The following is a 19016-nucleotide window of genomic DNA, read 5'->3' as shown; positions in this document are numbered from 1 at the left end:
CGTTCGCGGACCTGCTGGACGGTGTGCGGGCCGCCCTGGTCGATGTCACCGCGCTGGGTGCCGGCGATCCCACGGGCGACCCCGGGGCCCGGCGACCTGTCCGGACACGAGGACACTCAGCCGCGTGGGGCGACCTCGGTCACCGCCGCGCGCAACCGCTCCGAGCGCGGCGACTGCGCGGTCGTTTCGTTCCAGACCAAGGCGAAGGTGCAGGGCGGCAGGTCGGTGACCGGGACATACGCGAGGTCGGGCCGGGGGTACAGCCGGGCCGCCGCCGCGGGTACGAAGGCGACCGCCCGGGCGAGCGCGACCGTGTTCAACAGGGATTCGAAAGTGCTGCCGTGGCTTTCGGCCGGCCGGGCGCGGGCGCCGTCCGGCCGGGGATTCGCGGTCCAGAACTCGCGGCCCTCGGGGAAGGTGGACGGTGACATCTCCGCGACCGGGTGTTCCGCGAGGTCCGCGAGGCAGAGGGTGTCGCGGGCGGCGAGCGGGTCGGTGGCCGAAAGGCAGGCCAGGCGGGGCTCCACCAGGAGCGGCTGGGCGCGCAGGCCCGGGGGAACCGGTAGATGGACGAAGGCGGCATCGATTTCGCCGCGTTCGAGGGCGGTCAGCTGCGCGGTGAAGGTCTCCAGTACCCGCACCTGCGGTTGCGGGCTCGCGAACGCGTCCAGCACAGCGCGGATCTCCGGTATCGAGCCGAAGCTCTCGCACACCCCGATCCGCAGTGTGTCGTCGCCGACGGCCAGATGATATGCGGCGCGGCGCAGGTCGTCGGCAGCGGTCACCACGCGCCGGGCGTGCGGTAGCAGTTCCCGTCCGGCCTCCGTGAGTTCGACGTGCCGGCTCGTGCGCTGGAACACCCGCACTCGTAACCGGTCCTCCAGGGCACGGATCTGCTGGCTCAGCGCCGGCTGGGTGAGATAGAGGCGGCGCGCGGCGCGGCCGAAATGCAATTCCTCGGCCAGGATCAGCAGCAATCGGAGCTGGTGCGGGGTGGGATCGTCCCCATTGGTCACCGTTGTGTTCGACGAATCGATAACGGACATATTATCAATCTACGCGGATGCGAATTGCCAGGTCGTTGCCGTCGCGCCGATGCGGCGGGCAAGCTGGGAGGCGGATCCACACCGCGCCGAAACCGATCGGCGCGGTGTTCAGCTGAGCAACTCCCTTCCCACTGCAGTCGTTTCCGCGCGTGCGGAAGCGCAAGAACGGATCGATGGGTCGCGTGCAGCCGAATCTGTTTTCCCTCATGCTCTGTGTCTTCGGAATCACCACCGGTGAATTCGTGGTCGCCGGAATCCTGCCCGATATCGCGGACGATCTGGCGGTGTCCGTACCCGCCGCCGGGTTGCTCGTCACCGCCTACGCCGTCGGCATGATCGCCGGCGGCCCGCTGCTCACCGCGCTCACGGCGCGGTTCCGGAGAAAACCGCTGTTGCCGGCGCTACTCGGGGTGGCCGTCGCGGGAAACGTGGCGTCGGCGCTGGCGCCGGTGTACGGACTGCTTTTCGCCGCGCGGGTGGTCACCGCTTTCGTGACCGCCACCTTCTTCGCCACCGCGATCGTGGCCGCGACCTCGGCGCAGCCACCGGAGAAACAGGGCTCGACGGTCGCGAAATTGGTTCTCGGCATGAACCTGGCGATGGTGCTGGGCGCACCGCTGGGTACCGTCGTGGGCACCGCCTACGGCTGGCGGGCGACCTTCGCCGCGATAGCCGCCGTCTGCTTCGCCGGCCTGCTGCTGGTGGCGCGCTGGGTCGCCGATGTGCCCGGTGCACAGGCCCCGGTCGCGACCGAGCTGCGGGTGTTCACCGATCGCAGGGTACAACTGGCCATCGCCGTCACCGCGGTGGGCAACACGGGTGCGCTCATGGTGTTCACCTACTTCGCTCCGCTGCTCACCGAGATCGCCGGGTTCGCGGCGGGAGCCGTACCCGTGTTGCTACTGGTCTACGGGGTCGGCGCCATCGCCGGGAACCTACTCGGCGGCCGGATCGCCGATCGCGCGCTGTTGTCCTCGCAGCCGGGCATGCTCGTGTTGTCGGTGGTGACACTGCTTCTCACCTGGGCGGCCGGCGGGCTCACCGGCGCCGTCGCGGTACTGGTGTTCGTACTGGGTGCCGTGGCCTTCGCCGTGGTGCCCGGTATGCAAGCGCGCATCGTGCAGACCGCCACCGTCGCACCCACGCTCGCGATCGCGGTGAACGCCTCGGCCTACCAGCTCGCGGCGGCCGCGGCGGGTTGGCTCGGCGGCCGCACCATAGACGCCGCCGGGCTGCGGAACATCTATCCGGTCGCCGCGGCGGTGACGGCCGCCGGGGCGGTGCTGAGCGGGCTGATCTGGTATCGAGAGCGCGAGGTGCGTGCCACGCACGGCGAAGTTGGCGTTCGCGGGTGAGATGGTCTGCCCGGACTCGACATCAGCACCCGGCTGCGGCGGGTCCGCCCGCTACCGCCGCGCCCGCCGGAGTGTGTCGGTGACGACGTCGAGAGCGCGGCTGTGGTGACGGCGCGGTGGGCTCACCGGTCGGCCAGTACCAGCGCGAATCGTCCGGCGGGGTCGGTCCAGGCGTGACGCATGCGGAAACCTGCGGTGGCCAGTTCGGCGCGGAACCCGGGCAGCCGGAACTGCGCCGAGATCTCGGTGCGTAACTGCTCTCCGGCGGCGAAATCGACCACGAGATCCAGATCGGGGATCGTCACCCGCATCGCCTCGGCGGCCGCCAGGCGCATTTCGATCCATTCGAGGTCCGGGTCCCACACCGCGAGATGGTCGAATGCGAGCGGATCGAAATCGGCGCCGAGCCGGTCGTTCAGTACGTGCAACATATTGCGGTTGAACTCGGCGGTCACCCCCGCGGCGTCGTCGTAGGCGGAAATCATCACACCGGGGTCGGTGACCAGGCCCACTCCGACGAGCAGCTGTTCGCCCGGGGTGAGCACCTGGTGCAATTCGCCCAGAAAAGCGGTGCGTTCGAACGGTGGCAGATTGCCCAGGGTGCCGCCGAGCAACGCGATCAGACGGCGGCCGCCGTGCGGAAGCGCCGCGAGCATGGTGGTGAAATCGCTGACGATGCCGTGAATGGACAGATGCGGGAATTCGCCGCTGGTCCAATCGGCCGCGGCCCGTAACGCGGTTTCGGAGACATCCTGCGGTATGTAGGAGCACAGCGAGCCGTGCGCGGTGAGCGAGTTCAGCAACAGCCGGGTCTTCTCGGAGGAACCCGAACCCAGCTCGACCAGTTCGGTCGCGCCCGAGGCGTGGCGGGCGATCTCGTCGGCCGCGGTACGCAGCAGTGCGCGTTCGGTGCGGGCGGGGTAGTACTCCGGCAGCCCGGTGATGAGGTCGAACAGTGCGTTTCCGCGGGCGTCGTAGAACCATTTCGGGGGAAGCCATTTCCGGGGACCGGACAAACCCCAGAGCACATCGGTGCGCAGCTGCTCGCGCAGATCGGCCTCCGTGAGCTGAATATCGAAGGTTGGTGCGATAGCCATTGGATCCCTCTCTGTTCCGCGGCCGTCGCCGTGAAAGTTAGGGCAACCGCGGCGGCGGGACATCCGCCATTTCGAGCGGAACATCCGCACTTGTGCGCGGTCGACGGGGCAGCGCCTGTCCGCATCCGCGCGTTCCGGCGGGAACTGCCGGTATCGCGGACCGGGATGTCACCGGTATCTGCTTCCTGATCGATCTCCGCAAAGTGACATGGCATACCTCTGGCAAATCTAAGTTCGTCATTGTTTCGGCCCTTGGCGCAGAGGCTTGTCGTATGCATACACCCATTAAAACGGCCACTTCTGCGATCCGTGGCCGTTCCGAAGCCTCGCCTCCGCTTGACACCCGTGCGCGAGAAAGTGATATTGGCTACTGTTCGGATAATGATTGGATACCGCGCCGCGGACTGCACGCACCGCTCCTGGACAGGAGAGAGGGATGCCGCTTTTCTCGCCGGGATCATCAGGTCTTCGCCGCGATACATCGGCCGGGGCGACATGCCGACGTGCGGCTCACCGCGCCCGAGGGCCGTTACGCCGACCGCGGTCACGCACCGGCCGCTCCCGCCGACGGCGAATCCTCCGGGCCGACCCGCACCGAGCGCCGGGCGGTGAAGTGTCGCGCGTCTTCCCCGGCGGGCGTCTGTCTCGCGATCCGGACCAGTGGTACCACCGCGGTGAACTGGACCTCATCGGCGGCTCGGAGGCCCGGGTGGACTTCGTGTGCACCCGGCGCGCGCCCGCCGACTGCCCGCGACCGGCAGGTCGGCTCACCCGGGCCGACCTGCCGGTCCACCACCGCTCCCGACGTCCACCACCGCTCCCGACGTCCACCACCGCTCCCGACGTCCACCACCGCTCCCGACGTCCACCACCGCTCCCGACGTCCGGAGTCGCCTGCTGAGTCCCTCGGCCCCCATCGGATGCGCCGAGCACACTGCGAGACTGCCGGTGACCGCCGAATATTCCGCGACCACGGTGTATACCGAGTGTTTCGGACCGTGCGGAGGATGAACCGCGCCGATGCCGGGTCCCGGTGGACGCCGCGTAGATGAAACGGGCGGCTGCTCACCTGCGGAATCTCCGGTTAGCCTGGTCGTGTGCAGGTGAGTTCGTCGGACAGCGATCCGGGCGTCGAGTGGGAGATCGGTCCGCCGTCGCGTGTCGTGCCGGGGCGCCGTGCGGCGATGATCGGCTTCCGTGACCACAGCCCGTCCGGCCTGGATCTGCGGGTCGCCGATATCCCGGCGGTCACCGTGGTTGTCGAATTCGGGGGCAGTGGGCTGACCGTCGAGGGGCCGGGCGGCCGGCGGGAACTCACCGCCTTCGTCGCGGGCTGTGCCAGCGGGACCATGCGGATCAGTGGTGACCGGCCCGCGTGTGTCGAGGCGCGGCTGTCTCCGGTACAGGCGTATTCGCTGCTGGGTGTCGCGCCCGCCGAGCTGAGCGGCGCCGTCGTCGACCTCACCGATCTGTGGGGACCGCGGGCGGCGCTGTTACGGGAACGGCTGGCCGCCGCCGCGACCTGGGAACAGCGGTTCGCGCTCACGGAGGACTTCCTGGCCGGACGTGCTGATCCGGCCCGCGCGGTGGACCCCGAGGTGGCCGTCGGCTGGCATCGCATCGTCACCGGTCGCGGGCAGGTCCGGATCGGTGAGCTCGCCGATGCGTGCGGGTGGAGTCGTAAGCGGTTGTGGGCGAGATTCGATGCCCAGATCGGGCTGACCCCCAAACGGGCCGCGATGCTGGTCCGGTTCCGGCACGCGGTCGACGGTCTGGTGGCGGGCGGGTCTGCCGCCGATATCGCCGCGTCCTGCGGTTATACCGATCAATCCCATCTCGGCCGGGATATGTCGAGTTTCGTCGGTGTCACGCCCGCGACGCTGACGCGCAAGGTGCTGAACCCGTTCTCCAAGCGTCGCCACCAGGCCTGGGGAACATTCGTGCTAGACCGCCCCGAGCCGGCCATTCGATAGTGGGCCCGCGTCGGCGGGTCTTCCGGCGCGATGCCACGAATACGCCGGGAGGAAGAGTCGATGGCGGCCGAGATCGTGTTGTGGGCGGCGAATGCCGCGGGCCTGATCGCGCTGGTGGTGCCGTGGCGCGGAGAACTGCGCCGCCTGCGGCATATTGCCGTCCTCGCGCCGCTCGCGGCCGGCGCCCAGCTGCTCGCCGACGGTCACCGCTGGCCGATGGTTCCGGCCTACGCCCTGTCGGTGACCCTGGCGGCGGTATGGGCGCTGGGGACCGCCCGCACCGGCAGTCCTTCCAGATGGTTGCGCGCCCTCGGAATAGGTCTCGGCACAGTCGTTTTCGCTGTCTCGGTGGCTACACCGATCGCGGTTCCGGTGTTCGGATTGCCGCGACCCGGCGGTCCGTACGCGATCGGCACCGTGACCTACCACTGGCGCGACGACGCTCGACGGGAGATCTTCGACCCCGACCCCGCTGCCCGCCGCGAGCTGATGGCGCAGGTCTGGTATCCGGCCGCGGCCGGAACCGATGCCCCCACCGCGCCCTATGTCGCGGACGCGAGAGAACTCTCGGCCGCCGCGGGCCCGCTGCTGGGCGCCCCGGGTTTCGTGTTCGACTTCTGGGACGAGGTCCCCACGCACGCCATCCGGCGCCCGCCGGTGTCGGCGGCCCGCCCCCGCTACCCGGTTCTGGTCTTCGCCTCCGGTCTCAACGCATTCCGGCAGTCCAATATGTTCCAGGTGGAGCGACTGGTCTCGCACGGATTCGTCGTGGTGGGCCTCGACCAGCCCTACACCTCCGCCGCCACCGTGTTCCCCGACGGTCGCACGATCGCCGGGTGGACGAAGGACCGGGTGTATCCGGCGGTCCAGCAGAGCCTCACCCCGGCCACTCCCGCTCCCGCGCTCGGCTTTGCCGAACTACCCGGCGGCCTCATCCCGTACTTGGCGCAGGATGTCGGGTTTGCGCTCGATCGGCTGACCTGGTTGAACGCCGCCGATCCGGAGGGGCTGCTCACCGGCCGTCTCGACCTGGAACGGGCCGGTGCCTTCGGGGTCTCACTCGGCGCGATGACGGTCGGCCAGGCCTGCCACGCCGACCCGCGGCTGCGCGCCTGCTCGATGATGGACGCCGCGATGCCCGCCGATGTCGTCCGCGACGGGCCGCGGCAGCCGAGTATGTGGCTGACCCGGGACGCCCAATCCATGCTGCTCGAACGCGAACGCAGCGGCGGCTGGCCCGACCGTGAGATCACCGAAACGATCACCACCCAGCGCGAGGTGTTCGCCGCGAGTCCGCCGGGGCAGGGCTACCACGTGGAGATCCCGGGAATGTTCCATGTGAACTTCACCGATGCCCCCGCGTGGACGCCGCTGGCAGGGAGACTCGGTCTCTCGGGACCGATCGGGGGCGCCCGCGGCCACGAGATCGTGGCCGGGTACACGCTGGCGTTCTTCGAGCGGTTCCTGTCCGGAGGCGACGCCACGCTGCTGGACGGTCCGGCACCGTAGAACGAGGTCCGCGTCGAGCGCCGATGACCCGCCGGCCGGATCGCCGGTGGGTGCGCCGCCGGACGCCGCCGAGGTGGGCATCGGTACCCTCGGTTGTGCCGTCCTCGATTCGCATCGGCTACGGCGAATACGCGGAGGCCAGGCCTCACGGACCGTAGAATTCACAGGGTGCGCAGGGCTTTCGGGGCGTGCACGGGAATCGGCGATGCGGCACCGTAGTTCACGGCCTAGACTCGTACCCAGAACTTCTCGTGGTTAAACCAGCCTTCCGGCTGGACCGGGCCCGCGGGCAGGTAGGAGAGCGTCAGTGGACCAAGAAGCGCGCCGCTTCGCGGCGGGGGTGTGGGGTAGGGCGGATCTGTCACGCACCGAGCGTTTGTCAGCCGTCAAAGCGGACGCGCACGCCCGCGGTAAGGAGCCGTTCGATCTGGGCCGGCTCGAAGCACTGTGCGACACGAGCCATGAGGGTCGCATGGACCCGACATCCTGGCGGCAGCGCCGGTTCGAACTGATCTATTACAGCCACCCCGAGATGATGTGCATCGAGGATCTCGCCGCCTACGTCACGATGACCCAGGGTTGCAGTCCGGCGATCCGCCCGGTCGATTAGGTCCGGCCGCCGCCGGCGATCATTCACCCGCCACCCGGTCGGAGACCGCCCAGAAGTCGGCATAGCGACCGCCCCGGCGCAGCAGTTCCTCATGGGTTCCCTCCTCCACGATTCGCCCCTTGTCCAGGAATACGATCCGGTCCGCCCGCCGGACCGTGTTCAGCCGATGCGCCACCATCACGACTGTCCGTCCCGCCACGAGCCGCTCGATACCCGCGTGCACGGCTGCCTCGTTCACCGGATCCAACGCGGAGGTCACCTCGTCGAGCAGGACGATCGGCGCGTCCTTCAGCAGGGCTCGCGCGATCGACACCCGCTGCCGTTCGCCACCGGAGAGCAGGCCGCCCCCTTCACCCACAGCGGCCGACCATCCACCGGGTAGCCGTTCGATCACCTCGTCCAACCGGGCCGCCTCGGCAGCCGCCCGGACCTCGGCCGCGGTGGCGTCGGGCCGGCCGAGCCGGACATTGTCCTCGATCGTGCCGTCGAAGAGGTGGACATCCTGGAAGACGATGGCGAACTGCGCCATGGCGACAGCGGTGTCGAGGTCCCGCACGTCGACACCGCCGACCCGCACCGCTCCGGCGTCCACATCGTGGAATCGCGCGATGAGCTGCAATACCGTGGTCTTACCCGCGCCCGAGGGGCCGACGACGGCGAGCCGCTGACCCTCCGGCACCGACAGCGACAGCTCGTCGAGCACGGTCCGCTGCCCGTGCCCGAAAACCACGGACTCGAACTCCAGGCCGTGACCGGCCGGCGGGATCGGTTCGGCGGCTTCCGGCAGTGGTTCGGTGCGCAGTAGCTCGTCGAGTCCCGTCAGCACCGAACGCGCACTGCGCAACTGGCCGCCGATCTCCGAGAGCGAGAGCAGGGGGTCGGCGCAGCGCGCGGTCAGCACGAGGATCGTGAGCAGCTCCGCCGCACCGATATCGCCGCCGAGGGCGAGGTAGGCGCCGAGTGCTAGCAGGGCGGTGAACATCGCCTGGACGGTCAGCGCGGTGCCCACCGCGCCGGACAGGGCCGCCAGGGTGGAACGACGGCTCGCGCGCTCGATATCGCGCAGCGCGTCGTCGAGCAGCCCGAAGCGTTCCCCGCTCCGCCCGCCGGCCCGCAGCACCGGCTGGACCTGCAGATACTCGACGACCCGGGCGGTGGCCTCCTGGTCCCGGCTGTGGCGTTCCTCGTCGGTGGCCGCCGCGGCACGTCCCGCCCGCAGCTGGACCGCCGCCACGACCGGCGCGGCCGCGAGTGCGGCGAGGCCCATCCGCCAGTCGAAGGCGAGCATCACCGCCACGATCGTCAGCGGGGTCACCCAGGCGGAGACGAACGGCGCGAGCAGATGCGCGATCACTCCCATCGCGTCCAGTACACCGCGCCCGGCCAGCATCGAGACCTGCCCGACCCGGCCCGGGCCGTACCAGCCGAGCGGTAACCGGGCCAGATGGTCACCGAGCCGGTGGTACAGGCCCAGCAGCAGGACGGAGCCGACCCGGAAACCGCGGAGATCGCTGAGATAGCGCAGTACACCGTAGAACACGACGGCGACGGCGAACGCGATCAGCCAGGGCCGCGCATCCGCGGGTGTGCTTCCGAACAGGGCGCGGAGCACGGGGACCAGCAGGGCGTAGGACAAACCCTCGGCGACCGCGGTCACCGTCATCAGGGCCACGGTGCGGCGCACCGGCCGGGCGTATTCGGGTCCCAGCACTCGTAACAGCATCCGGATCATCGGGGTCGATCTCCTCGCGGCAGGTCACCGACGGTGACGCTCTCGTCGGACAGGGTGTGCCGGGACCGCTGGTACGCGGCGAACTTCCCGCCCCGGGCCAGTAGTTCGGCGGGACTGCCGTACTCCACGATCGACCCGTTCTCCACAAGGACGACGGTGTCGGCGTCGGCGAGGGTCTCCGGGCGATGAGCGATGACCAGGACCGTACGCTCGCCGGGCCGGGACGCCAGCGCGGCGCGCACGGCCTGTTCGGTTCGCGGGTCGGCGAAGGCGGTCGCCTCGTCGAGCACGAGGACCGGGGTATCCGCGAGCAGCGCACGGGCCAGCGCGATCCGCTGCGCCTCACCGCCGGACAGCCCGGCCTCGGCGCCGAGGATCGTCTCGTATCCGTGCGGCAGTTCGAGAATGCGATCGTGAATGTTCGCCCACTGCGCGGCGCGGACCACGGCGTCGAGGTCGGCGTGCGGCACCGCGAGCGCGATATTGTCCGCGACCGACGCGCGCAGCAGGCGGACATCCTGGAAGACGAACGAGATCGCCCGATAGAGGTCCGCGGCGGCCAGCTCACGCAGGTCGACCCCGCCCAGCGTGATCGTGCCGTGGGTCGGGTCGAAGAAGCGCGGTAGCAGCTGTACCAGTGTGGATTTCCCGCTGCCCGACGGCCCGGCCAGCGCGGTGACCGTACCCGGTTCCAGCACCAGGTCGATGCCGCGCAGAACTTCCCGGCCGGGCTCGTAACCGAAACGGACCCCGCGCAGCTCCACCCGGTGCCCCGCCGGTGGACGCGGCCGCGCGGGCTGCGGCAGCGCCGGCTGTGCGAGCACCTCCTGGATCCGGGTGACCGCGCGCCGGGCCGCCTGCAGATCGTCGAAACCGTGCCCCAGGGCCGCGACCGGGGCGGTCAACCCCAGCCCCAGCAGCAGGAACGGCAGCAGGTCCGCCGGTGCCAGGCCGCCGGAGGTGATCAGCGCGGCGCCGCCGGTCAGGACGACCGCCAGCACGAACGGCGGGGACAGCGCCAGCTGCATCCCCGCCGCGAGCACCGACATCCCGCGCACCCAGCGCAGGAAGACCGCGACGAACGCCTCTGCCGCCGCCAGGAATTCGCGGTGCGCGCGTCCGGTCCCGCCGAACGCCTTCACCACCGCGATACCCTGGACGAATTCGATCACGGAGTCGGAGATCCGGCCCATGGCCGCGTCGAACTCCTCCTGTTCGCGCAGCCGCGGCGGGGTCATCATGAGCGGGACCACCGCCACCGCCAGCAGCACCGGGATCAGGGTGATCAGCGTGAGTCGCCAATCGACGGTGCACAGATAGACCAGCGATACCAGCGGCACCACGAACGCGGTGACGAGTTCACCGGGCGTATGGGCGATGAACGGATGGACGGCGGCCACATCCTCGCCCACCACCTTCGCGAGTTCGCCGGTGCGGCGGCGGGAGAACCAGCCGATCGGCACCCGGCCCAGCCGTAAAGCCAGCTGCCGCCGCAGGGTCAGCTGTACCCGGCCGTCCAGCAGATGCCCGATCCCGGCGGCTGCCGCCGAGCAGAGCAGCCGCACGAGCAGGCCGCCCGCGCCCGCGATCACCACGAACCGCACGTGCTCGTGATCGACCGGGCCGGGCGACAACAGGGCCCGGCCCAGTTCCACGACCGCCAGCAGCGGCGCCAGACCGGCTACCGCGCCCACGATGTGGAGCACCACCACGGTCACAAAACTGCGCAGATAGGGGCGGAGCAGCGGCACCGTGGCGCGCTCCGGGGCCGACACGGGTGCCGGTGCGTGGTCTTCGCCGACCGCCGCGACCGCTGTGGTGGTCATCGTCGCGTACCGATCGGCCGCACCGGCACCGTGCGCGGATGGCAACCGTGCCGGGATCCGGTGCCCGCCGGGCGGACCGCCCTGCTCCGCGGTGGACGAACGCTGCCGCTGACGTCGTACATGGCTCTCCTGCTTGTGCAGTCGGGTGGCGATGGTCGCCACTCGTCCGGTGATCCGGGAACGGGTCGTTTCCGGATACGGATGCCAGCATCGCCGCGGCGGGCGGGGATGTATTGGACGAATGTTCCGGCCGGGCGGGGCCGGATACCACAACGCGGCGGGCCCTCCCTCCGGGAAGGCCCGCCTGTGTTACTCGTTGTGCTCGTGCCGAATGCTCAGACGACGCTCGCGTGCCGGACGATGATGTCGCCGTAGGAATTGTGTGCGTACACCTGCACGATGTCCCCGTGACTGTCGGCCGGGTCGACCGGTTCCATCCGGTTCTGCACCGTGCCGTGCCGGGCGCCCGCCTCCAGCCGGGCCGCGCTGCCCGGGCTGATACCGACCTCGAGTTCGCCCATGGATGTCTCCAACCGCAGTTCCCCACGTACTGCCTCGCCGATGCGGATATCGCCCTGGGCGGTTTTCGCGGTCACCGAATCGGTCGGGCGCTCGACGACGATATCGCCGGCGGCCACCTCCAGATCGCAACGGCCGAGTTCGCCGGTGCCCACCAGCCGGCCCACCGCGGCGGTCCCCTTCCACCGGGAGCCGGTGGGCACCTCGATGGTCACCCTGATCGATGGGTTGCCGCCGAACGGGGTATAGGTTCGCCAATCCCGCGGGGTGATCACGCTCAGGGCGCCGGCTGTGAAATCGACCCGGGTCTGTTCGGCGGCGCGGATATCGCCTTTCTTGGACTCGTCGGCCGGCCGAACCGTGACCACGGTGTCGCTGCGGTCGCTGGCGGCGACCGTGACTTGGCCGGAAAGTACTTCGACGGTGACGGCGATCGGTTCCGGCGTCTGGAAGGTGGGCATGGCTGTGCTCCTCTGTGTGCGAGAGAGATAGGGGTCTGCCGATCGCGCGATCGGCGGGTGGTCTACCGGGCCGTTCAGGACCAGGTGACCGGCAGTTCGTGGACGCCGTAGATGTTCATATCGGTCCGCAGCGGTACTTCCCCGGCCGGCACGGCGAGCCGCAGGGCCGGGAAGCGGCGCAACAGTCCGGCGAAACCGGCGCGCATCTCCACCCGGGCCAACTGCTGGCCCAGGCACTGGTGCACGCCGTGCCCGAAGGACACGTGCCCGCGGGCCTTGCGGTGGATATCGAGGGTGTCCGGGTTGTCGAAACGCCGGGGATCGTGATTGGCGGCCAGCAGCGAGACCACCACGGTGGATCCCGCGGGGATGGTCTCCCCGCCGAGTTCCAGATCCTCGGTGGCGTAGCGGTAGAAGATATCGGCGACCGACAGGTAGCGCATGAGTTCCTCGACCGCGTCCGGCGTCAGGTCCGGGTCCGCGCGCAGCTCGGCCAGCTGCTCCGGGTTCTCCAGCAGCGCGAAGGTGCCCAGCGCCAGCATGTTCGCGGTGGTCTCGTGGCCGGCGAGCAACAGCAGGAAGGAGATGCCGGTGAGTTCCTCGATGGAGAGGTCTTCGTCGCGGGCGAGGTCGGACAGGATGTCCTCGCCGGGCTCGGCGCGTTTGGCCGTGACCAGTTCGGCCAGGTAGCCCATCATCGCGCCGTAGGCGCCCATCTTCTCCTCCAGTGGCTGGTCCCGGAGCAGGAACTTGGCGGAGTTGGTCTGGAAGGTCTCCCGGTCGGCGTAGGGGACGCCGAGCAGTTCGCAGATCACCAGCGAGGGCACCGGCAGCGCGAAGGCCCGTACCAGATCGACCGGCGGGGTCAGGTTCGACATCTCGTCGAGTTGCCGCTCGACGACCTCGGCGATGTGCTCTTCGAGCTGTTTCATGCGCCGGACGGTGAAAGCGCCGATGAGCTTGCGCCGCAGCCGGGTGTGGTCCGGCGGGTCCATGGCGACGAACAGGCCCGGGATCTGCGGGGACGGTTCGGTCTGGGCGGGCATATCGGGAGTCGCGTCCAGTGCGTGCACAATGCCGATGTCCAGGCGGGAGCTGAAGCGGGTATCGGCCAGGAGTGCGCGGGCCTCGTCGTATCCGGTGACCAGCCAGCCGGCGTGTCCGTCGGGGAAGAGCAGCGGGCTCACCGGGCGCACCGCACGCAGCCGGGTGATCTCGCGCGGCGGGTCGAAGGGGCCGGCATCGCGTTCGGTAGGGAGGCCGTGCGGGACGGAAGCGGTGTCGCTCATCGTATTTCCTGTCGTTTCGAGGTCCCGGGCGGTCGGGACACGGGGTGATCGGTGGTGCTTCGGGGCGGGGCGGGGCGGGTCGGGGCTCGGGTGATACGTGACCTCCCGTCTCCGGTCAGTCGCCGCTCCGGCGGTCCGGTTCCGGTGCGGGCGCTCGGCCGAGAAGGGTGATCGCCGCCGCGGGGCAGTTGTGGGCGGCCTCGCGGGCCGCCGGATGGTGCGCGGCCGCGGTCGCGGTGGCCAGCAGCAGCACCCGGCCGTCCGCCTCGTCCTGGTCGAACAACTCCGGAGCCAGCAGTGCACACATACCGGCACCGATGCAGCGTTCCCGGTCGACCACGAGTTCCATGGGTGCTCCCTCCCGCCGGGTGACCGGGCTGTCCGGGCCGGTGGTCGCTCTTGCCGATCTGGTCATGGGAGAACTGTCGCCGGGTCCGCTGACACCGGCCTGATACCGCACTGACACGGCCCCTGACGCGGTGTTCGTGCCGGTAGGAGGCGTGATACTCACTCGCGGAAAGGTCGCGCGGCCCGCTGCGGCAGAATGGTCCGGTGCAGATCGCGTTGCTTGGACCGCTCGACATCCGAGCAGACGACGGGGGATCCATCGAGGTACCGGGCGTCCGGCTACGGGCGCTGCTGATCGCCCTCGCACTGGAACCCGGTCGCGCGGTCCCGCGGTCCACGCTGGTCGACTGGATCTGGGGCGAGCAGCCACCCGCCGACGCCGCGAACGCCCTGCAGGCGCTGGCCTCCCGGCTGCGCCGGCTGCTGCCGGACGGATCACTCGAGGGACAGGCGGGCGGATACCGGCTCACCGTGCGACCCGGCGCGGTCGACGCGGTGCGTTTCGAACAGCTCCTCGAAGCGGCCCGCGGCGGTGACGACGCGCAGCGGACCCGGCTGCTGCGTGAGGCCCTCGACCTGTGGCGCGGTGCGCCGATGCGGGATATCGATGTGCGCGACAGCGAGGCCGTGGACGCGGTGATCACCCGGTTCGAGGGGCTGCGCCTGGCCGCCACCGAGGACCTGTACGAATCGGAGATCCGCCTCGGCCGGGCCGCGGCGCAGGTGAGCGAGCTGACCGAGTTGGTGGCCCGGTATCCGGTGCGGGAACGGCTCGTCGCCGCGCTGATGCGGGCGCTCGGTGCCGCGGGCCGTGGTTCCGAGGCGCTGGTGGTGTACCAGGACGCGCGGGAGGCGCTCGCCGACACGCTGGGCGTGGATCCCTCCCCGGAACTGTCCGCCCTGCACGTCGCGCTGTTGCGCGGCGAAGTGGGTGCGGAGAATGCCGAGCGCCGGACGAACCTGCGGGCCGAACTCACCGGTTATATCGGCAAATACGCCGATATCGCCGCTGTGCGCGATCTCCTCACGAATCATCGGCTCACCACCCTGACCGGGCCCGGGGGTTCGGGGAAGACCAGGCTGGCGCTGGAAACCGCGCAGACCCTGCTCGACGACCTACCCGACGGTGCCTGGCTGGTCGAACTGGCGTCCGTCGACGCGAACGGGGATGTGGCGCAATCGGCGATCGCCGCGCTCGGTCTGCGCGACGCGCTGCTCGGCGGAGCGCCGAACGCCGAACCGATCGAGCGGTTCGTGGCAGCGATCCGCGACCGCGAAACACTGGTGATCCTGGACAACTGCGAGCACCTCATCGACGCGGTGGCGGTGTTCGCCCACCGGGTCCTCGGCGAGTGCCGGCGGCTGCGGATCCTGGCCACCAGCCGGGAACCGCTCGGCATCACCGGCGAGGCGCTGTGGCAGGTCGAGCCGCTGGCGTTACCCGCCGAGCACGCGGACCCCGGCGAGATCGAAGCGTCTCCGGCGGTGCAACTGCTGCGGGACCGTGCCGGCGCGGTGCGCAAGGATCTCGCCGCCGACGCTCGCGCGCTGGCGACCATGGGGCGTGTCTGCCGTGCGCTCGACGGGATACCGCTGGCGATCGAATTGGCCGCGGCCAGGCTGCGCACCATGTCCCTCGAACAGCTCGCCGACCGGCTCGACGACCGGTTCCGCCTGCTCACCGGCGGCAGCCGCACCGCGATCCCACAGCACCGGACGTTGCGCGCGGTGGTCGACTGGAGCTGGGAGTTGCTCACCGACGCGGAACGGACGGTGTTGCGCAGGATCGCGGTATTCGCCGGCGGCGCGAGTCTGGCGGCGGCGGAACAGGTGTGCGTGGATACCGGGGACGGCCGGACCGCGGGGGTCGAGCAGTGGGAGGTGCTCGAACTACTGACCGCGCTGACCGAGAAATCGCTGCTGCTCACCGTGGCGGAGACCGAACCGCGCTATCGGATGCTCGATACGATCCGGCAGTACGCCCGCGACCGGCTGGAGGAGTCGGGGGAGGTGGACGCGGCGCGCCGCGCGCATCTCGCGTATTTCACCGGACTCGCCGCCACCGCGGAACCGCACCTGCGCCGCGGCGAACAACTGGAGTGGCTGGCCGTGCTGGGGGCCGAGCACGACAATATCGCGGTCGCGATGCGCGGCGCGCTCGCGGCCGGTGACGCCGCGGGGGCACTGCGGCTCGCCGCGGCCGCCGGGTGGTACTGGTGGCTCGGCGGGTACAAGGCCGAGGGCCTGGAATTCGTCTCCGCGGTCGCGGACGCGCCCGCCGAGGTGGACGACGGGACCCGGGCCCTGGTGTACGCGCTGGTCGTGCATTTCCTGAGTTCCGGACGCAATGACGCGAATCAGCTGGGGGAATGGATCCGTAAGGCCTACGCGGTGAGCCGGAATATCCGTGCCGGTCATCCTGCCTTGGCGTTCATTCCCGCGCTGGAACGGATGCTGCACGGCCCGGAGGGACTGCCCACCGCCTTCGAACCCCTGCTCACCGATGACGATCCCTGGGTGCGCGCCCTGGCCCGGCTGCAGATGGGCAAGATGCGGATTGTGCTCGGGCAGGACGGGCCGGAAGCCGACGCATACCTCGCGGGGGCGCTGACCGAGTTCCGCGCCTTGGGCGAGCGCTGGGGGATGTCGTTCGCGCTGACCGAGCGGGCCAATCGATTCGCCACCCGCGGTGAGTTCACCGCCGCCTGCGAGCTCTTCGACCAGGCGGTCGCGGTGGTGACCGAGATCGGCGCGACCGAGGACATCGTCGGCCTGCTGTCGCGGCAGGCCCAGTTGTACTGGCTCGCGGGTGATACCGAGGCGAGCGCGGCCGCGATGGCCGCGGCTCAGCGGTGCGCGGATCGGGTCGCCTGGCCGGTGGCGTTGGCCGAACTGGCCCTGGCGAAAGCGGAGCTGGCCCGGTGGGCCGGCGATACCGGGCAGGCGCTCGAGCAGATACGCTCTGCCACAACGGTATTGGGTAGTGAAGCGGAGATGCCCCAGCTCGCTGCCGTGATCCACACTCTGCTCGGCTACCTCACCACCGATCTCGACGAGGCCCGGGCGCATCACGCCGCGGCTTTCCGGGCCGCCACCGAGGCGGGGCACGCGATCCTGGTCGCCCAGGTGATCGTCGGGATCGCGGATCTGGCATTGCGCGCGGACCGCGATGTCGAGGCCGCGCGGCTGCTCGCCGTGAGCACCGCGGTCCACGGCGTGCCCGATCGTTCGCAGCCGGACACGGCCCGGATCGAGCGGACGATACGGGATCGCCTCGGCGAAGCGGACTTCACCGAGGCGATGCGCGAGGGCGCGGAAGCGGACTGGCGGGAACTCGCCGCTGTCACGCTCGCTTGGTGAACGTGGTCCGGGACCACACGTACCCGAGGACGGCGAACCCGGCGCACCAGGCGAGTGCCGCGGCCGTGTAGCCGCCGGACGGGTTACCGGCCAGGAATCCGCGCAGGGATTCGATGATCGGCGTGAACGGCTGATACTGGGCGAACTGCCGGACCCCCTGCCCCATCTTCTCGGCCGGCACGATCGCGGTGCTCACGAAGGGCAGCATGATCAGCGGCACCACACCCATCCCGGCGGACTCCGGCGTCTTCGCCGCCATACCCAGCGCCACCGTGAGCCAGGACGCGGCGAACGAGGTCGCCGCCAGGATGCCGAGTGCGCCGAGCCAGTCGAGCCCGGTGGCCGGCGGCCGGAATCCCAGGGCGAACGCCACCGCGAGGATCGCCACGACGGCCACCGCGTTGGTCAGGATGGTGGCCACGACATGGCCGGTCAGTACGGCGCCGCGGGATACATCCATGACCTTGAACCGGTTGATGATGCCCTTCGACATATCCGAGCTCACCGCCACCGCGGTGCCCGACAACCCGTAACTGATGGCCAGCAGCAACATGCCCGGCGTCGCGTAGTCGATGTAGTCGCCGCCGACGTCGAAGGCGCTGCCGAATACGTACACGAAGATCAACATCATCACGACCGGCATGAAGGCCGCGTTGAAGATGGTGACCGGGTTCCGGGTGGAATGTTTGAAATTACGGCGCAGCATGATCGACGAATCGGTCAGCGGTGCGGTGATTGTGCTCATGGTGCGGTGACCTCCGTGGTCGCGTGGCCGGTGAGGGAAAGGAATACATCGTCGAGATCGGGAGTGTGGACCGAGACCTCGGCGGCCTCGAGCGCGGACTCGTCGAGCCGGTCCAGCACGTGCCGCAGTGATTTCGAGCCGCCGTCGCCCGGCACCCGTAGCGTCAGCACTTCGTCGTCCCGGGTGGCGCCCGGCAGTACCCGCGCCGCCGCGTCCAACTCGCTCAGCTGGGTGAACCGCAGCCGGATATAACTGCCGGGAACCTGACGTTTGAGTTCGCCGGGTGTGCCCTCCGCGACGATCCGGCCCTGATCGAGCACCGCGATCCGATCGGCCAGCTGATCGGCTTCCTCCAGATACTGGGTGGTGAGGAAGATCGTGACGCCCTGATCCGTCAGACCCCGCACGATCTCCCACATGGTCCGCCGGCTCCGCGGATCCAGTCCCGTGGTCGGCTCGTCCAGGAATACGATCTCCGGCCTGGTGACCAGCGTCATAGCCAGATCCAGCTTCCGCCGCATACCCCCGGAATAGGTCGCCGCCCGTTTCCGCGCCGACTCCGTCAGCTCGAACCGCTCCAGCAGTTCGGTCACCACCCGCTTCCGCTCGTCGCCGCGGAGCCGATGGATATCCGCCATCAGCTCCAGGTTCTCCGCCCCGGTCAGCAGATCGTCCACCGCCGCGAACTGCCCGGTGACCCCGATCGCCGCCCGCACCGCCTTCGTCTCGGCCGCGATATCGTGCCCGGCGACCCGGGCGGTGCCACCGTCGGCCTTCAACAACGTGGTCAGCACGTTCACCGTGGTCGTCTTGCCGGCGCCGTTGGGGCCGAGCAGGGAGAAGATCGTGCCGCCACCGATATTCAGATCGATGCCGTCGAGGACGGTCCTGTCCCCGTACGCCTTCCGCAGCCCCGAGGCCGCGATTGCCGAATTGCTCATGGGAAGTACTGTCGGCGGGGCAGCTGATATGGCCCTGACGCGAGGCTGACACGGGCACTGACATGGTGTTCGGCCGTCGCACGAGTCGGGTCGATGCCGCTCGGCTGCTGGGCGCTTCGTCCGGCCCTCGTGCACTCGAACGGCACGAACGAGTCGCGGTGATCTGCGATGCTCTGAAGATGACGCGACGGGTTCCCCGACCGCG

The 19016-nt window shown here is 69.8% G+C and carries 15 protein-coding genes; 5 read left to right on the top strand and 10 right to left on the bottom strand.

The window, feature by feature from the left end; genetic code table 11:
- Nucleotides 1-116: 116 nt before the first annotated feature.
- A complete protein-coding gene (locus tag AB0H42_RS05335; RefSeq protein WP_357050125.1) occupies nucleotides 117-1046 on the bottom strand; it encodes a LysR family transcriptional regulator in 930 nt (309 codons plus the stop codon).
- Nucleotides 1047-1228: 182 nt separating this feature from the next.
- Here AB0H42_RS05335 and AB0H42_RS05330 point away from each other — a divergent pair, with 182 nt between their 5' ends.
- Entirely contained in the window at nucleotides 1229-2401 is a 1173-nt protein-coding gene (locus AB0H42_RS05330; RefSeq protein WP_357050122.1) for an MFS transporter, read from the top strand.
- A gap of 122 nt (nucleotides 2402-2523) precedes the next feature.
- On the opposite strand, the gene egtD is transcribed toward AB0H42_RS05330, so the two are convergent.
- The gene (egtD, locus tag AB0H42_RS05325) at nucleotides 2524-3498 is read right to left on the bottom strand and encodes an L-histidine N(alpha)-methyltransferase (protein WP_357050119.1); all 975 of its coding nucleotides are present in this window, start codon (nucleotides 3496-3498) and stop codon (nucleotides 2524-2526) included.
- Nucleotides 3499-4042: 544 nt separating this feature from the next.
- On the bottom strand, nucleotides 4043-4348 hold the full coding sequence (locus tag AB0H42_RS05320) for a hypothetical protein (protein ID WP_357050117.1): 306 nt from the start codon (nucleotides 4346-4348) through the stop codon (nucleotides 4043-4045).
- Nucleotides 4349-4595: 247 nt separating this feature from the next.
- Between AB0H42_RS05320 and AB0H42_RS05315 the strand changes: the two genes are divergently transcribed.
- From AB0H42_RS05315 to AB0H42_RS05305, 3 genes are all read left to right on the top strand, one after another.
- Nucleotides 4596-5471: an AraC family transcriptional regulator gene (locus tag AB0H42_RS05315; protein WP_357050114.1), complete on the top strand. Its 876-nt coding sequence runs from the start codon at nucleotides 4596-4598 to the stop codon at nucleotides 5469-5471.
- 60 nt (nucleotides 5472-5531) lie between these two features.
- Nucleotides 5532-6980: a carboxylic ester hydrolase gene (locus tag AB0H42_RS05310; protein ID WP_357050111.1), complete on the top strand. Its 1449-nt coding sequence runs from the start codon at nucleotides 5532-5534 to the stop codon at nucleotides 6978-6980.
- 307 nt (nucleotides 6981-7287) lie between these two features.
- Nucleotides 7288-7590, top strand: a complete 303-nt coding sequence (locus AB0H42_RS05305) for a hypothetical protein (protein ID WP_357050109.1) — start codon at nucleotides 7288-7290, stop codon at nucleotides 7588-7590.
- 19 nt (nucleotides 7591-7609) lie between these two features.
- On the opposite strand, the gene AB0H42_RS05300 is transcribed toward AB0H42_RS05305, so the two are convergent.
- From AB0H42_RS05300 to AB0H42_RS05280, 5 genes are all read right to left on the bottom strand, one after another.
- Nucleotides 7610-9322 (bottom strand): ABC transporter ATP-binding protein, encoded by a 1713-nt coding sequence (locus tag AB0H42_RS05300; RefSeq protein WP_357050106.1) that lies wholly within the window; start codon nucleotides 9320-9322, stop codon nucleotides 7610-7612.
- Nucleotides 9319-11310, bottom strand: a complete 1992-nt coding sequence (locus AB0H42_RS05295; RefSeq protein ID WP_357050103.1) for an ABC transporter ATP-binding protein — start codon at nucleotides 11308-11310, stop codon at nucleotides 9319-9321. The genes AB0H42_RS05300 and AB0H42_RS05295 overlap by 4 nt, the downstream gene beginning before the upstream one ends.
- 173 nt (nucleotides 11311-11483) lie before the next feature.
- On the bottom strand, nucleotides 11484-12128 hold the full coding sequence (locus tag AB0H42_RS05290; RefSeq protein WP_357050100.1) for a hypothetical protein: 645 nt from the start codon (nucleotides 12126-12128) through the stop codon (nucleotides 11484-11486).
- A 74-nt stretch (nucleotides 12129-12202) separates the two neighbouring features.
- Nucleotides 12203-13417: a cytochrome P450 gene (locus AB0H42_RS05285; protein ID WP_357050098.1), complete on the bottom strand. Its 1215-nt coding sequence runs from the start codon at nucleotides 13415-13417 to the stop codon at nucleotides 12203-12205.
- 115 nt (nucleotides 13418-13532) lie between these two features.
- The gene (locus tag AB0H42_RS05280) at nucleotides 13533-13832 is read right to left on the bottom strand and encodes a ferredoxin (protein WP_357050095.1); all 300 of its coding nucleotides are present in this window, start codon (nucleotides 13830-13832) and stop codon (nucleotides 13533-13535) included.
- A 137-nt stretch (nucleotides 13833-13969) separates the two neighbouring features.
- Between AB0H42_RS05280 and AB0H42_RS05275 the strand changes: the two genes are divergently transcribed.
- Nucleotides 13970-17125, top strand: coding sequence for a BTAD domain-containing putative transcriptional regulator (locus AB0H42_RS05275; RefSeq protein ID WP_357050092.1), 3156 nt, complete (start codon nucleotides 13970-13972; stop codon nucleotides 17123-17125).
- On the opposite strand, the gene AB0H42_RS05270 is transcribed toward AB0H42_RS05275, so the two are convergent.
- Nucleotides 17109-17870, bottom strand: a complete 762-nt coding sequence (locus tag AB0H42_RS05270; RefSeq protein ID WP_357050089.1) for an ABC transporter permease — start codon at nucleotides 17868-17870, stop codon at nucleotides 17109-17111. The two genes, AB0H42_RS05275 and AB0H42_RS05270, sit on opposite strands and share 17 nt — an antisense overlap.
- Complete coding sequence (locus AB0H42_RS05265; RefSeq protein ID WP_357050086.1) at nucleotides 17867-18811, bottom strand: ATP-binding cassette domain-containing protein; 945 nt, start codon at nucleotides 18809-18811, stop codon at nucleotides 17867-17869. The genes AB0H42_RS05270 and AB0H42_RS05265 overlap by 4 nt, the downstream gene beginning before the upstream one ends.
- Between the last annotated feature and the right edge of the window lie 205 nt (nucleotides 18812-19016).

This window comes from Nocardia sp. NPDC050799, from assembly GCF_040654015.1.
Lineage (GTDB): Bacteria > Actinomycetota > Actinomycetes > Mycobacteriales > Mycobacteriaceae > Nocardia.
The sequence above is the reverse complement of the archived record's forward strand: the minus strand, read 5'-3'. Positions and strand labels throughout refer to the sequence as shown.

Coding starts and splice junctions, on each gene's coding strand:
- egtD (WP_357050119.1), bottom strand. CDS start 3,498: ATGGCTATCGCACCAACCTTCGATATTCAGCTCACGGAGGCCGATCTG.
- AB0H42_RS05310 (WP_357050111.1), top strand. CDS start 5,532: ATGGCGGCCGAGATCGTGTTGTGGGCGGCGAATGCCGCGGGCCTGATC.
- AB0H42_RS05335 (WP_357050125.1), bottom strand. CDS start 1,046: ATGTCCGTTATCGATTCGTCGAACACAACGGTGACCAATGGGGACGAT.
- AB0H42_RS05265 (WP_357050086.1), bottom strand. CDS start 18,811: ATGAGCAATTCGGCAATCGCGGCCTCGGGGCTGCGGAAGGCGTACGGG.
- AB0H42_RS05285 (WP_357050098.1), bottom strand. CDS start 13,417: ATGAGCGACACCGCTTCCGTCCCGCACGGCCTCCCTACCGAACGCGAT.
- AB0H42_RS05270 (WP_357050089.1), bottom strand. CDS start 17,870: ATGAGCACAATCACCGCACCGCTGACCGATTCGTCGATCATGCTGCGC.
- AB0H42_RS05280 (WP_357050095.1), bottom strand. CDS start 13,832: ATGACCAGATCGGCAAGAGCGACCACCGGCCCGGACAGCCCGGTCACC.
- AB0H42_RS05300 (WP_357050106.1), bottom strand. CDS start 9,322: ATGATCCGGATGCTGTTACGAGTGCTGGGACCCGAATACGCCCGGCCG.
- AB0H42_RS05290 (WP_357050100.1), bottom strand. CDS start 12,128: ATGCCCACCTTCCAGACGCCGGAACCGATCGCCGTCACCGTCGAAGTA.